Origin of the sequence: Pseudomonas sp. B3(2017), from assembly GCF_002113595.1 — a bacterium.
GTDB classification, from domain to species: Bacteria; Pseudomonadota; Gammaproteobacteria; order Pseudomonadales; family Pseudomonadaceae; genus Aquipseudomonas; species Aquipseudomonas ekonensis.
This window is the reverse complement of the sequence record NZ_NEIU01000009.1, coordinates 262860-275434: the sequence shown is the minus strand read 5'-3', so window position 1 is coordinate 275434 and position 12575 is coordinate 262860. Positions and strand designations below refer to the sequence as shown.

Here is a 12575-nt window from a genome sequence, read left to right as displayed (position 1 = left end):
CATCCTCGAATGGTCAAAACCCCTGCCCCCCGAGCAATGGGCCCAACGCTCCCCGGCGCTTGCAGCCGCCATCGTCCAGCGCGAAGCAGAATTGGCGGCTCAAGCCGAGGCGCCGGCATGAGCACGACCGCCGGGGAGCGCATCCTGGCTCCCCGGCGGTCGTGCCGCTCACGCGGCGTCGATGGCGCGCTCCTCCGGCGAGTACATCCAGCGCATCAGCGAGTGCCGGCCGCTGATGCCCAGCTTGATCGCCGCGCGCTTGAGGTAGCTCTCCACGGTGTTGACCTTCAGTTGCAGTTGCTCGGCCAGCTCCGGCGCCGTGCGCCCGGCGAGCAGGCCGACGCACACCTCCGTTTCCCGGTTGGACAGGCGCAGGCCCTGAAGCCGCACGCGGTCGTGGAAGCGTTGGCGCAGGGTGTCCAGGCCTTGCTGGACGATTTCGGGCGAAGGGTGCAGGTGTTCGGCGGGCGGCTGCAGGGCGGTGATGTGTTTCTCCACCATCGGCAGCAGCACCGGCGAGATGTCCTGCAGCAGGCTGCGCTCCTGGGCGGAAAAACGCTGCGACGGGCAGCGGTACACCGAGATCACATAACGGTAGCCGTCCTTGCGCCGGGTCAGGTGCAGCTGCGACGCGTCGGAGATGGTGGCGGGCCCGCATTCGGCCGCCCGGTCGGCCGGGGCGACCGTGCTCAGCTCGGAGAACACCGTCTCGGCCAGCAGGGCGGGGTTCTTCACCGCTTCCGGCTCGTTGCGGGCCGCCGAACGGCCCACCGGCTCGACGCGCATCTGCCGGATGTGCATGGCATCCACCGCCAGTTGCGTGCGGATCAGGTCATGCAGCATCCGCGGAAAGTGGCGGCTGCCGGTGCTGGCAATGACCTTGCCGATGTGGGGGAACAGATGTGAGTTCATATGGTTCATCCATGAGTGGCTATGGGGTACTCGTTTCCGACACACCGGATGCCAACTCCGTGGCTAATGGCTGCGCGTCGGAGATTGGATCCTATCCTAATACAACGATTCAGAGACGGTTTAATGAAGGGGCTATTAGCTAATAACCGCGCAAGGGCCGCCGTTCATTCGCGCACCGGGATGGACAGCGTCGCCCGCAGGCCGCGTCCAGGCAGGTTGGCCAGCTCGATGCGCCCGCCCAGGCGCGTGGCGATGGCGTTGACGATGGTCAGGCCCAATCCGGCGCCTTGGGCGTTGCCGCGGCTGTAGAACCGTTCGAACAGACGCTCGCGGTCCGCTTCGTCGATTCCCGGCCCCTGGTCCTCGACGCTCAAGTGGCAGAAGCCGTCGGACAGGGCCAGCCGCACGCTGATCACGCCGTTTTCCGGCGAGAAGTTGGCCGCGTTGGTGATCAGGTTGTTCAGGGCGATGTCGATGGCGGCCGCGTCGGCCCGCACCCGCAAGGGCCGGTCGTCGGCGTCGAAGGCCAGTTCCAGGTGCTTGCTCAGCAACCAGGGGGTGAGCTGCACCAGAGTGCTGCGCACGGTTTCGCTGAGGTCGATGCGCTGCAGGGCCGGCGCGTTGGCCTTGGGGTCGAGGCGGGCCATGGTCAGCAGTTGGTTGACCAGACGGCTGGTGCGGTCCACGCCGGCGATCAGGAACGCCAGGGACTCGCGCCGCTCCTGTTCGGTGCCGGCCTCCAGCAGGTTTTGCGCATGCACGCGCAGCACCGCCAACGGCGTGCGCATCTCATGGGCGGCGTCGGCGATGAACCGCCGCTCCCGGCCCAGCACTTCCTGGAGTTGCGCGAGCATCCGGTTCAGGGCGGCTTGCATCGGTTCCAGCTCGCTGGGCAACGGCGTCAGTTGCAGCGGTTCGAAGGAGCCGCTGTCGCGGGCGCGCAGGGTGGCGGCCATGTTCGCCAGCGGCTTGAGGCCCCAGCCGATGGCCAGCCAGATCATCGCGGCCAGGATCAGGCTGCCGATCACGTTCGGCCCCAGGGTGTGGCGGACGATGCGGTCGACCAGGTCGGCGCGCACGTCGCCGCGCTCGCCCACCCAGATGCGCAGACCGTTCTGCTTATCCTCCAGGATGAAGGCCCGCCAGCGGTGTTCCTTCAGGTCCACCACATCGCTGAAGCCGGGATCGCTCGGCGGCGCGGTGAACGACGGTGCGCTGGCGGTGTGCACCAGCACCTCGCCTTTGCTGTTCCACACCTGAAAGGCCAACTTGCGTTCGTAGGGGTGGCCGTCGCCCCGGGGCACCGCCTCGGCCAGCGCCGTGTTGAAGGCGCGGTAGAGGTCGGTCTGCTCCCGCTCCGCCAGCGGCATGCGCATCACCCCTTGCAGCAGGCGGGCGTTCTGCGCCAGTTGCGCGTCGTAGATCTCGGCGATCTCGTGGTTGCTGTCGTGCAGGTTGAACACGCTGAGCACCGTCAGCCCGAACAGCATCAGGCCGATGATGAGGGTCAGGGTACGGCGTCGGATCGAGGTCAACGGCGTTCCTCCACCAGGTAGCCGACGCCTCGGATGGTGCGGATCAGGTCGGTGGAGAACTTCTTGCGCAGGTGGTGGATGTGCACTTCCAGGGTGTTGCTTTCGGCTTCCTCGTTCCAGCCGTAGAGCAGTTGCGTGAGGTGGTCGCGGGTCATGACCCGGCCCGGCGGCGACAGCAGTTCGTGCAGCAGTTGGTATTCCTTGGGCGTGAGCACCACCGGTTCGCCCAGATAAGTGACTTGCTGGGTGCCGGGGTTGAGGCTGATGCCGGCATGCTCGATCAGCATCTGCGCCCGGCCGGCGCTGCGCCGCAGCAGGGCGCGCAGGCGGGCCTTGAGCTCGGCCAGGTCGAAGGGCTTGATCAGATAGTCGTCGGCGCCGGCGTCCAGCCCGGCGATCCGGTCTTCGGTGGCGTCGCGGGCGGTGAGGATGAGCACCGGCAGGTTCGAGCCGCCGCCGCGCAGGCGGCGCAGCACCTCCAGGCCGTCCATGCGCGGCAGGCCCAGATCCAGCACCGCCAGGTCGAAGGTCTCGGTGAGCAAGGCGTGCAAGGCGCTGCTGCCGTCCTTGATCCAGTCGACCGTATAGCCTTCGCGGCTCAGCGCCTGGTGGATGCCCTCGCCGAGGGCCTCGTCGTCTTCGATCAGCAGTAGGCGCACACCGGTTCCTCAGTCGAGTTTCTTGTTGACGTCCGCCAGCAGCGCGGCGATTTCCTTGCGGCGGCCGCTGTCCGCGCTTTCACGGCCCGGACGGGGCGCCGCCTGCTGGGCCTTCAGCAGCGCGGCCCTGGCTTCAGCGTAGCGTTTCTGACGGTAGAGGTGATCGCCCCAAAAGTACAGGCTGTCGATGCCGTCGGGGTTGAGCTGCAGGGCCTGCTTGAGCAGTTGCTCGGCCTTGTCGCTGTCGCCGAAGCCGATCGGCCAGCCCGGCACCCGGTCGTACAGCGCGGCGAGGCTGGTGTAGGCCGAGCCTTGCAGCGCCTTGGGATCCAGGGTCAGGGATTTTTCCAGGTCGGCCTTGGCGTCCTTGGCCTTGCCCAAGGCGCCGAGCCCGCCCTGGGCGCCGGCCCAACTGCTGGTGACGATGCCTTTCCAGATCCAGGCCTCGGCGACGGCGGGGCGTTCGGCGGTGAAGGCCGTCGCTTGGGCGGCCAGCTGTTCGAAGGCGGCGGCGCGTTGCTTTTCCGGCGTCTCGTATTGGATGTGCGCCCAGCCCTGCTGGATGGCGCTCAGGCGTTGCTGATCGGCGGCGTCCAGCGCCCAGGCGCTCTGGCCGAGTACGGTCAATAGCAGGCACGCGAAGAGTCTTTTCATGGTTTTGGCGTCTCGTTCTCGGTTTTTTCGCTCAGGTGACGGATCAGCGGCAATTGCTTGCGCAGGCCGCGGTCCACCAGGTTGGGCAGCAGGCTGTTCAGGCGCACGAAGAAGCGCTCGGGCCAGCCCAGATACAGGTCGCGGCGGTCGCCGGCGATGGCGTGGAGCACGGCCGACGCGACGGCCTGGGGCGCGTCGACGCTGGCCTTGAGCGCATCGTTCAAGGCTTGGGCGGCGGGGCTGTTCATTGCCGTCCGGGTGGCGCGGGGTGCGACATAGAGGACGTTGATCCGGGTGTCGGCCAGCTCGCGGCGCAACGCCTCGGAAAAGCCGCGCAACGCGAATTTGGTGGCGCAGTAGCTGGCGTAGCCGGGGTAGCCGATCGAGCCGTAGGTCGAACCGACGTTGACCACCATGGCGCTGTCGGCCTGCTTGAGCAGCGGCACCAACAGTTTGGTCAGGCAGATCGGCGCCGTGATGTTCACCGCCATCATCGTGTGGATCTCGCTGTCGTCGAGCTGCTCCAGCATGGCGAAGTGATTGACCCCGGCGGCGTTGATCAGCAGGTTGACGCCGCCGATGGCTTCGGCGGCGACCAGCACCTTGCGGCGGTCGCTCAGGAACGTCAGGTCGGCGGCGACCCAGGACAGCGTATCGGGGTAGCGCTGGAGCAAGGGCGCCAGGGCCTCGTGGTGGCGGGCGACGGCCAGCACCCGGGCCCCGGCCCGGCACAGGGCGTCGGTGATGGCCAGGCCGATGCCGCCGCTGGCGCCGGTCAGCACCACGCGGGCATCACGCAGCTGCATGATCGGCCTCCCCGCCGCGGGGCAAGCCGCGGAACATGTCGGCGTAGAGCCGGTAGACGACTTTCGAGGCGTGGATCACCGCTGCCTGGTCGGCCGGATCGTCCAGCCGGTTCATCAGTCGGCGGTAGGTCTGCATGTGCTCGACGTCGAGCGAGCCGTGGGAGCTGAGGTAGCTGAACGCCGTCTCCGGCAGCGCCAGGCGTTCGCGGATGCTGCCCGCCGCATGGGTCGCCAGGGCGATGCTGGTGCCTTCCAGCACGTTGACCATGCCGAACAGGCCCACCGGGTTGCCCCGGGCGATCAGGTCGTAGAGGAAGCTGACCATCAGCTCGATGGGCAGCGACGGCTGCCCGTCGCGCACCGCATCGCGGTCGCCGCCGCACGCGGCAATGTCATCGAGCACCCATTGCTCGTGGCCGTACTCGTCTTCGATGTATTCGCACACCGCCTTGCGCAGCCATTCCAGGCGTGCCGGCAGGCGCGCGCCGCACGCCATCATCAGCGGCACGGTGTGGCGGACGTGGTAGTAGGCCTGGGCGAGGAACGCCCGGTAGCTCTCCAGGGTGACCTGGCCTTGCAGCGCGTCGACGATGACCGGCAGGTTGAACAGCGCGTGGCGTTCCTGCTGCGTGGCTTCTTGCAGGGTGTCGAAAAAACTCATGATGCGGAGTCCTCGGAAAGGGCAGGTTCGGTGAGCAGGCCGCGGTACTGCGCGACGATCGCGTCGCGGCGCGGGCGGCCGTTGGCGGTGAGCAGGCCGTTGGCCGGTGTGAAGGGTTGTGTCAGGCGCGTCCAGCGGTGCACCTGGGCGTAGTCGGGCAACGCCTCGTTGGCGGCGGCGACGGCGGCCGCCAGTTGTTCGTCGGTGCAGTCCGGGCGGTGCGGCCAGAGCAGGGCATGGTTGTGCGCCAAGGCCTCGCCGTACACGAAGGCCTGGGCGATGTGCTGGCGTTGGGTCAGCTCCGACTCGACCCACTCCGGATTGACGTTGCGGCCGAAACTGGTGATGAACTGATGCTTCTTGCGGCCCTTGAGGTAGAGAAAGCCTTCCGGGTCGAACTCGCCGAGGTCGCCGCTGGGCCACCACTCGCCGCTGTGCGGCGGTTCGCCCAGGTAGCCGAGCAGGGTCGAGCCCTTGATCAGCACCTCGCCGTCCTCGGCCAGCCGCACCTCGACGTGGGGCAGGGGCTGGCCGACGCTGCCCGGCCGCCGTGCGCCGGGCCGGTTGAGGCAGACCACCGAGGCGCATTCGGACAGGCCGTAGCCTTCGTAGACCGGCAGGCCGACCCGTTGCGCCCGGTACAGCAGGTCCTGAGAGACCCGCGCGCCGCCGACGGCGGCAAAGCGCAGCGATTGCGGATTGAAGGCTTTCTGTTCGGCGGCGCTGACCAGCAGCAACAGCAACTGCGGCACCAGGATCAGGCTCTCGGGCGCCCGGCCGGCCAGGCAGCCGAGCAGCGCCGGCAGGTCGACGCCGCTGGCGCCGCGGATGCCCAAGGTCTGCTGGCTCGGCAGGCTCAGCGTCGCGCCGGCGTACAGCGCGGCGTAGCTGCCGAGGTTTTCCAGCAGGATCGCCAGCGGCAGCAGGGTCAGGTGATGGCGCGGCGCCGTGGGGGCGCTGGCTTGTTCCAGTTCCCGCGCCACCCGCAGCAGGCTGTCGGCGCTCAGGCACACACCTTTGGGGGTGCCGGACGTGCCGGAGGTAAAGGTCAGCTTGGCGGTGCCGGCGGGCAGGCGGCCGGGGCCGTCGAACGAACGGCACCAGAACTCACCGTTTGGGATGTAGCCGGCGGCGAGCAGTTCCGCGGCCAGTTCCGGCTCGGCGATCACCCGTTCGGCCTGGCTTTGCGCCAGACAGTGGGCCCTTTGCGCCGGGCTGAAGAACGGCGGCAGGGTCACGCAGGCCAGGCCTTCGAACAGCACCGCCAAGTCCCAGAGCATCGCCTCGACCCCGTTGTCCAGGGCCAGGGCGACCACCTTCACCTGCTCATCGCGCAGACGTTGCTGGCGGTACATCACCTCGGCGTACAGCGTCGTGTAGTTGATTTTCAGGGTGTCGCCCCACAGCGCCAGGGCGTTGTCGTTGCGCCCGGCGTGTTCGCGCAGGGTTTCCTGGAATCGTTGCCGTTCAAGCGACATGGCAGGCTCCTTCGAGGGAGGTCGGCAATCCCAGCCGGCTGAACAGTCCGATGTTGCGCAAATGGATGAAGCCGGCGCGGATATTGCCGACGTGCACCCAAGGCTTGCTTTCGTAGTAGCTGCCCCACTGGTGACGGTCGTCGCCCAGGCGTTGCGGGTCGGCGGCGCACAGCGTCACCGGTTTGAGCCCGAGGCGGTGGAAGCTGTTGACCAGGCCGACGTTGCCGGTGAAGGTCACCCATTCCAGGCCGCCCATGGCCAGCAGGTAGGTGATGGCGATGATGCTCATGCGGGCGCTGCCGGTGTCGCTGGCGGCGAGGTTGCCGACTTCGACGATGGCGGTGCGCATCACCGTGCGGTCGGCTGCGGCGCTGATCAGCGGCTCGATCGGTTCGTCCAGGTAACGCTCCAGGAACAGCGGTTCAAGATGGGCGCGGCGCACGCCGGCTACCGCGCACAGCTCACCGGCGCCGTCGTGCATGCCGAACAGCTGCGGCATGAAATGGCGGATGTCGGCGCCGTGGGCCTTTCGGAAACGCTGTTGGATGAACGCTTCGAACGTCTCGCGCAAAGGCTCGTCGGGCAGGGCGCCCGACAGGCGCATCTGCGGTGTCTCGGCCTGACCGAAGTGCAGGGGCAGGGGGATATTCCAGTCGGAGCCGGGCATGGGGCGGGCGCCTCCCTCAATGGGTTCGGGGACAGTATCCGAGCCATTTCTTAACGAAGTCTGAAGGTGAGAAAAGCGAGGGCCGGGCGGCCATCTTCAGATTGGCTTAAGACTTCGCGGGCAGGGTGTCGCCGTCGGTTCGCCGGCAACCGGATCGAGTCGCCCACACAATCAGGAGGTTCCCCCCATGGCCCGCGACACTGGCGTCAACCGTTACGGAAAACTGTCGATCACCTTGCACTGGCTCATGCTGGCGCTGTTCGTCGGGGTGTACGCCTGCGTCGAACTCAAAGGCTTCATGCACCGCGGCAGCGAAGCGCGGGGCTTGCTGATGGGCCTGCACGGCGTGTTCGGCGCCAGCATCTTCGTGCTGGTGTGGCTGCGCCTGTTCGGGCGCCTGACCCCGCGCCCGCCGATCACCCCCGCGCCGCCGGCCTGGCAGACCGGCGTGTCGCACCTCATGCACCTGGCGCTGTACGTGCTGATGATCGCCACCCCGGTGCTGGCGTGGCTGATGCTCGCCGCCGGCGACAAGCCGTTCCCCTATTTCGGCTTTCACCTGCCGGCACCGGTGGCCGTGGATCCGGACCTGGCCAAGCAGCTCAAGCATTGGCACGAACTGCTGGGCAGCGCCGGCTACTGGCTGATCGGCCTGCATGCGGCCGCCGGGCTGTTCCACCACTATTGGGTGGGCGACGACACCCTCGACCGCATGCTCGGCGGGCGTGACCGCAGCTGACGCAGCGCGCCGGGCTCAGAGCGTCTGCGGTGCGATCACCCAGACGCTGCACGGTATCTTGTACAGCAGGTGTTCCACCGTGCTGCCGACCAACCGGCCCGCGCCATGGTGGCCGACCCGGCCCATGACGATCATGTCGATGTCATACCCGGCCGCGTAGCTGCACAGCACCTTGGCCGGGTTGCCCATCACCATGTGCCGGCGTTCCGGCGCGATGCCGTTGCGTTCGGCCATGTCTCGGAAGGCGTCGGCCTGGGCGTCGAACAGCGATTTGGCGGCGCTGGAGGAGAAGAACGCCGAGGCATTGTCGAAGCCGAACTCATCGGCGCTGATCGACGACAGGTCATGGGCGTAGATCACATCGAGCTCGGCGTTGCAGATGCTCGCCAGCTTCACGGCCTCGCGCAGGATGCTGTCGTTGAGGTCGGCGTACTGGCCCTCACGGTGGAACGGATCCACCGCCGCCAGGATCCTGCGCGGCAGGGCGTGCCCGACGTGGCTGACGAAATGCAGCGGCACCGGGCATTCGCGCAGCAGGTGGATGTCCAGCGGGGTGAACATCAGGCGCGACAGGAACGATTCCGGCTCCAGGGCCTTGATCAGCGCCGCCATGGGCTGCTCCCTGAGGTGGATGAGGATTTCCTGCAGCGGCCGCTCCACCCACACCACTTCGGTGGTGACCGGCACCCCGATCTTGCGCAGGGGCCGCGCCTGCTCTTCGAGCCACTGGCGATGGCGCTCGGTGTAGCCGATGCGCATCTGTTCCAGCGCCTGTTCATTGACCATCCCGGCGGTGGCCAGCCCCTCCAGATAATCGAAGGCCACGATGTGCAGGGCCGCGTCCGACGCCTTGGCCAACGCCGCGGCGCGGTCGAACGCGGGGCTGTTTTCCATCAGCGGTGAGGCGACCAGCATGAAACGCGAGGGCTCGGACATGACGAAACTCCTGTGGCGAGGCGTTTGGGATCGATGCCTACAGGGTGCGACCGGCGGTGGCGGGGGGCTTGACCTTTATCAACAACCGGCGACGGGCCCGCGTGCCGCCGACGGGCGGTCGGACGTGGCCCGCGTCATGGATTGTTGATCATTATCAAGTGCCGCCAAGGCCCGGCGGCGCAGTCTGGGCGGGGTGCGAGACGCTCGGGGGACAGGCTCATGAATGCCGCGCTGGAACTGGCGGGCGCCGCCGCCGCGCTGGGGATCGGATTGCTCATCGGCCTGGAGCGCGAGCGGCACAAGGGGCGGGGCGACAGCCGCGCCTGCGCCGGGCTGCGCACGTTCGCCATCGCCGCGTTGCTCGGTTACGTCGCGATGCAGGTGGGCGGCCCGCCGCTGGTGGGCGTCGTCGGCGGCTGCCTGGCCGTGCTGGTCAGCGTGGCCTATTGGCGCAGCCTGAGCCGCGATCCCGGCGTGACCAGCGAAGTGGCCTTGATCACCGTGGCCCTGCTGGGCGCGCTGTGCGGCACCGCGCCGGAACTGGCGGTCGCCATCGGCGTGGTGATGGCCGGGCTGTTGGCTTACCGGCGCCGGCTGCACCACTTCGCCCGCAGCCAGTTGAGCGACGCGGAGATGCGCGACGGCCTGGTGCTGCTGATCGCCGCACTGGTGGTGCTGCCCCTCACGCCCGACCGCTACCTCGGCCCGTACTCGGCGCTCAACCTGCGCACGCTGTGCACGTTGACCGTGCTGCTGATGGGCGTCGGCGCCGTCGGGCACATCGCCGTGCGCACGCTGGGGGTGCGCTACGGCTACGTCGTCAGCGCCATCGCGTCCGGTTTCGCCTCCGGCACCATGACCGTCGCCGCCATGGGGCACATCGCCCGCCAGGAGCCGGACAACCTCAAAGTGTTGAGCGCAGCCGCCATCGTGTCGAACCTGGCGACGGTGACCCAGATCGCGCTGATCCTCGGCACGGTCGACACGGCGCTGCTGCCGTACCTGCGCAACCCGCTGCTGGCCGGGTTCGGCGCCGCGTTGCTGTTCAGTCTCGGTTTGCTGTTCCTGCGGCCGGCGGCCAACGCCGGGCAGCCGGTCAAGGTCGGCGGGGCGTTCAACCTCAAGCTCGCGCTGGCGGTCGCCTTGACCATGGCCGGGGTGACGTTCCTGTCGTCGCTGATGCTCGACCGCTTCGGCGAGGCGGGCGTGAGGGTGACGGCGCTGCTCGGCGGGTTCGCCGATGCCCATTCATCGACAGCCTCCATCGCCTCGCTGGCCAAGGGCGGGCTGCTGGCCTACAGCGCCGTCGCGACGCCGGTGCTGCTGGCCCTGACCAGCAACGCCCTGAGCAAATGCCTGGTGGCCTGGGTCAGCGGCGGGCGGCGGTACGCCGCGTATGTCATCCCCGGACAGCTCCTGCTGACTCTGGCCATGTGGGCCGGTCTGCTGGTGCATTGAGCGGCGATTCGCCCAAGGGCTGACAAAGATCAACGCGCGCCCGGCGCACAGGCCCATGCTGCAGACGCAAGCCCGACGAGGGCGGGCCGCGCATGGCGCCCGGTTGACGTAAATCAAACGGGTGCGCAGCCCCCGAGGCCAAGCTGAAGGCCTGAAATTGTCTTGCGGAGGCGTGAAATGGAACGATACCGGCGTTTGCTGCTGATCGCTGACCGGACCCTGCATCCGTCCCCGGCCATGTCACGTGCCGTGGCATTGGCGGGGGCGAGCGGGGCCGCGTTGGACGTGCGGGTGTTCGCGGAGCCCGCACCGGTCGTTCACCTGTGGGAAGACAAGATCGACGAGGCCGAATACCAGCGCTACCTGCGCCATCACCGCCGCTGGGTCGCCGATCAGTTGGAGCAACTGTCGGGGCTGGGCCTGGACGTGACGGTGGAGGTGGTGTTCACCACCCACCCGCAATTGGACATCCTGCGCTGCGTGCAGGATCTGCAGCCCGACCTGCTGATCAAGGACGTGACCCTGGAGCCGTTGCTCAAGCGGGTGTTCGTCACGCCGCTGGACTGCCACCTGCTGCGCGAATGCCCGGTGCCCGTGCACCTGGTCAACCAGATCCGCTACAGCCTGCCGCACCGTGTCGTGGCGGCGGTCGACCCGTTCGACCCCGCCGGCATGGCCAGCGGCCTGAACGACACCATCATCCGCTCCGCCAGCGCCTTGGCGATCCAATGCGACGCGCCGCTGCACCTGCTGTATGCCTACGACCTGACGCCGGCGTTCAACGGCGATGCGCCGTTGGTCAGCGGCTGGGGCGCGGACTTCGTCGAGTCCCTTCGCGAATCCATGCACCGGGCCTTCATTGACCTGGCGGAGCGCCATGGCGTGCCGCCCGAACGCCGGCATTTCGTGATGGGCCTGCCGGTGCCGGTCATCAGCGAGTTCGTCGAACAGTACCTGGCCGATGTGGTGGTGATGGGCACCGTGCACCGCACCGGCCTTGACCGGTGGCTGGGCAGCAACACCGAACGGGCGCTCTACTCGGTGCCGGGCAGCCTGCTGGCGGTGGGGCATGCCGCGGGTGAGACACGAACGGGCGATGCCGCCGGCATTGCCGATTGAGGGGACAGACGTGGGTTTCACCCACCTGAAGGGAGATTGGCATGAGCCAGTATCAACGGTTGCTATTGATCACTAACCCGCTCCTGCGCCAGTCGTCGGCGCTGAACCATGCCGCAGCGCTGGCCAAGGCCAGCGGCGCCGGCCTGCACATCCTGGCGCTGATGCCGTCGCTCAAGGGGCTGTCGCTGCTCGAAGAGGGCAACCGCGCGCAGGCGCGGGAGAGCTTCCTGCAGGAGCACCGGCAGATGCTCGACGCTCAGGTGGACAACCTGCGCAGCCGCCGGATCGAGGTGACGTCGCAGGTGGTCTGGGCGCAGGACATCGAGCGCGACATCCTCCAGCACGTCGCCGAGTACCGGCCCGATTTGCTGATCAAGGAAATCGAGCAGGTCTCGTCCCTCAAGCGCGCGTTCTTCACCCCGCTGGACTGGCACCTGCTGCGCCATTGCCCCGTGCCGATCTACCTGGTGGGCGGCAACGGCTACGTGCTGCCGCGCAAAGTGGTGGCGGCGGTCGAGGTCTCGGACAGCGAGTCCGCCGACAGCGAACTGAACGAACGGATCATTCGCCAGGCCAACGCCCTGGCCATCCAGTGCGACGCGGAGCTGCACCTGGTGAGCGCCTGCGACCTGTCGGCGGCCTACCTGGCGGACATGGGCGGCTTCCCCCTGGCCGACCTCACGCGGGCCATGCGCGACGACATGCAAAAGGCCTTTCTGCACCTGGCCAGCCGTTTCGGCGTGCCGTCCGAGTGCCGTCACTTCATCGACGGGCAGCCGGTCAACGTGCTGAGCCAGTTCGCCGAAGAGCGCCACGTCGACGTCATCGTGATGGGCAGGGTGCAGTCCCGCGGCCTGAGCAAACTGCTGGGCAGCACCACCGAGCACATCCTCTACCAGGTGCCTTGCTGCGTCTTGGCGGTGTGAACACGCAGCGCCGGCCACGGCCCTC

General features: G+C 68.0%; 13 protein-coding genes. 4 read left to right on the top strand and 9 right to left on the bottom strand.

Annotation, left to right across the window (positions count from 1 at the left end; all coding sequences use genetic code 11):
- Positions 1-168: 168 nt before the first annotated feature.
- The 8 genes from CAG33_RS15995 to CAG33_RS15960 form a co-directional block, all read right to left on the bottom strand.
- The gene (locus CAG33_RS15995; RefSeq protein WP_085585506.1) at positions 169-912 is read right to left on the bottom strand and encodes a helix-turn-helix transcriptional regulator; all 744 of its coding nucleotides are present in this window, start codon (positions 910-912) and stop codon (positions 169-171) included.
- A gap of 164 nt (positions 913-1076) precedes the next feature.
- Entirely contained in the window at positions 1077-2447 is a 1371-nt protein-coding gene (locus CAG33_RS15990; RefSeq protein WP_085632837.1) for an ATP-binding protein, read from the bottom strand.
- The gene (locus tag CAG33_RS15985) at positions 2444-3106 is read right to left on the bottom strand and encodes a response regulator (protein ID WP_085585510.1); all 663 of its coding nucleotides are present in this window, start codon (positions 3104-3106) and stop codon (positions 2444-2446) included. Before CAG33_RS15985 ends, CAG33_RS15990 begins: the two co-directional genes overlap by 4 nt.
- Positions 3107-3115: 9 nt before the next feature.
- Positions 3116-3760 carry a tetratricopeptide repeat protein gene (locus CAG33_RS15980; RefSeq protein ID WP_085585512.1) on the bottom strand — a complete coding sequence of 215 codons (645 nt, stop codon included), beginning with the start codon at positions 3758-3760 and terminating at the stop codon, positions 3116-3118.
- The gene (locus CAG33_RS15975) at positions 3757-4566 is read right to left on the bottom strand and encodes an SDR family oxidoreductase (protein ID WP_085585514.1); all 810 of its coding nucleotides are present in this window, start codon (positions 4564-4566) and stop codon (positions 3757-3759) included. Before CAG33_RS15975 ends, CAG33_RS15980 begins: the two co-directional genes overlap by 4 nt.
- Positions 4553-5227, bottom strand: a complete 675-nt coding sequence (locus tag CAG33_RS15970; RefSeq protein WP_085585516.1) for a TenA family transcriptional regulator — start codon at positions 5225-5227, stop codon at positions 4553-4555. Before CAG33_RS15970 ends, CAG33_RS15975 begins: the two co-directional genes overlap by 14 nt.
- A complete protein-coding gene (locus CAG33_RS15965) occupies positions 5224-6705 on the bottom strand; it encodes an AMP-binding protein (protein ID WP_085639354.1) in 1482 nt (493 codons plus the stop codon). Before CAG33_RS15965 ends, CAG33_RS15970 begins: the two co-directional genes overlap by 4 nt.
- Positions 6695-7372, bottom strand: a complete 678-nt coding sequence (locus tag CAG33_RS15960; protein WP_085585520.1) for a thermostable hemolysin — start codon at positions 7370-7372, stop codon at positions 6695-6697. The genes CAG33_RS15965 and CAG33_RS15960 overlap by 11 nt, the downstream gene beginning before the upstream one ends.
- Before the next feature lie 187 nt (positions 7373-7559).
- Here CAG33_RS15960 and CAG33_RS15955 point away from each other — a divergent pair, with 187 nt between their 5' ends.
- Entirely contained in the window at positions 7560-8111 is a 552-nt protein-coding gene (locus CAG33_RS15955; RefSeq protein ID WP_085639351.1) for a cytochrome b, read from the top strand.
- Positions 8112-8126: 15 nt separating this feature from the next.
- On the opposite strand, the gene CAG33_RS15950 is transcribed toward CAG33_RS15955, so the two are convergent.
- Entirely contained in the window at positions 8127-9047 is a 921-nt protein-coding gene (locus CAG33_RS15950) for a universal stress protein (RefSeq protein WP_085585524.1), read from the bottom strand.
- A 219-nt stretch (positions 9048-9266) separates the two neighbouring features.
- Here CAG33_RS15950 and CAG33_RS15945 point away from each other — a divergent pair, with 219 nt between their 5' ends.
- From CAG33_RS15945 to CAG33_RS15935, 3 genes are all read left to right on the top strand, one after another.
- On the top strand, positions 9267-10505 hold the full coding sequence (locus CAG33_RS15945) for a DUF4010 domain-containing protein (RefSeq protein WP_085632842.1): 1239 nt from the start codon (positions 9267-9269) through the stop codon (positions 10503-10505).
- A gap of 177 nt (positions 10506-10682) precedes the next feature.
- Complete coding sequence (locus CAG33_RS15940; RefSeq protein WP_085585528.1) at positions 10683-11624, top strand: universal stress protein; 942 nt, start codon at positions 10683-10685, stop codon at positions 11622-11624.
- 41 nt (positions 11625-11665) lie between these two features.
- Entirely contained in the window at positions 11666-12550 is an 885-nt protein-coding gene (locus CAG33_RS15935; RefSeq protein WP_085632844.1) for a universal stress protein, read from the top strand.
- Positions 12551-12575 lie beyond the last annotated feature (25 nt).

Coding starts and splice junctions, on each gene's coding strand:
- CAG33_RS15950 (WP_085585524.1), bottom strand. CDS start 9,047: ATGTCCGAGCCCTCGCGTTTCATGCTGGTCGCCTCACCGCTGATGGAA.
- CAG33_RS15940 (WP_085585528.1), top strand. CDS start 10,683: ATGGAACGATACCGGCGTTTGCTGCTGATCGCTGACCGGACCCTGCAT.
- CAG33_RS15945 (WP_085632842.1), top strand. CDS start 9,267: ATGAATGCCGCGCTGGAACTGGCGGGCGCCGCCGCCGCGCTGGGGATC.
- CAG33_RS15980 (WP_085585512.1), bottom strand. CDS start 3,760: ATGAAAAGACTCTTCGCGTGCCTGCTATTGACCGTACTCGGCCAGAGC.
- CAG33_RS15970 (WP_085585516.1), bottom strand. CDS start 5,227: ATGAGTTTTTTCGACACCCTGCAAGAAGCCACGCAGCAGGAACGCCAC.
- CAG33_RS15995 (WP_085585506.1), bottom strand. CDS start 912: ATGAACTCACATCTGTTCCCCCACATCGGCAAGGTCATTGCCAGCACC.
- CAG33_RS15955 (WP_085639351.1), top strand. CDS start 7,560: ATGGCCCGCGACACTGGCGTCAACCGTTACGGAAAACTGTCGATCACC.
- CAG33_RS15965 (WP_085639354.1), bottom strand. CDS start 6,705: ATGTCGCTTGAACGGCAACGATTCCAGGAAACCCTGCGCGAACACGCC.
- CAG33_RS15935 (WP_085632844.1), top strand. CDS start 11,666: ATGAGCCAGTATCAACGGTTGCTATTGATCACTAACCCGCTCCTGCGC.
- CAG33_RS15975 (WP_085585514.1), bottom strand. CDS start 4,566: ATGCAGCTGCGTGATGCCCGCGTGGTGCTGACCGGCGCCAGCGGCGGC.
- CAG33_RS15960 (WP_085585520.1), bottom strand. CDS start 7,372: ATGCCCGGCTCCGACTGGAATATCCCCCTGCCCCTGCACTTCGGTCAG.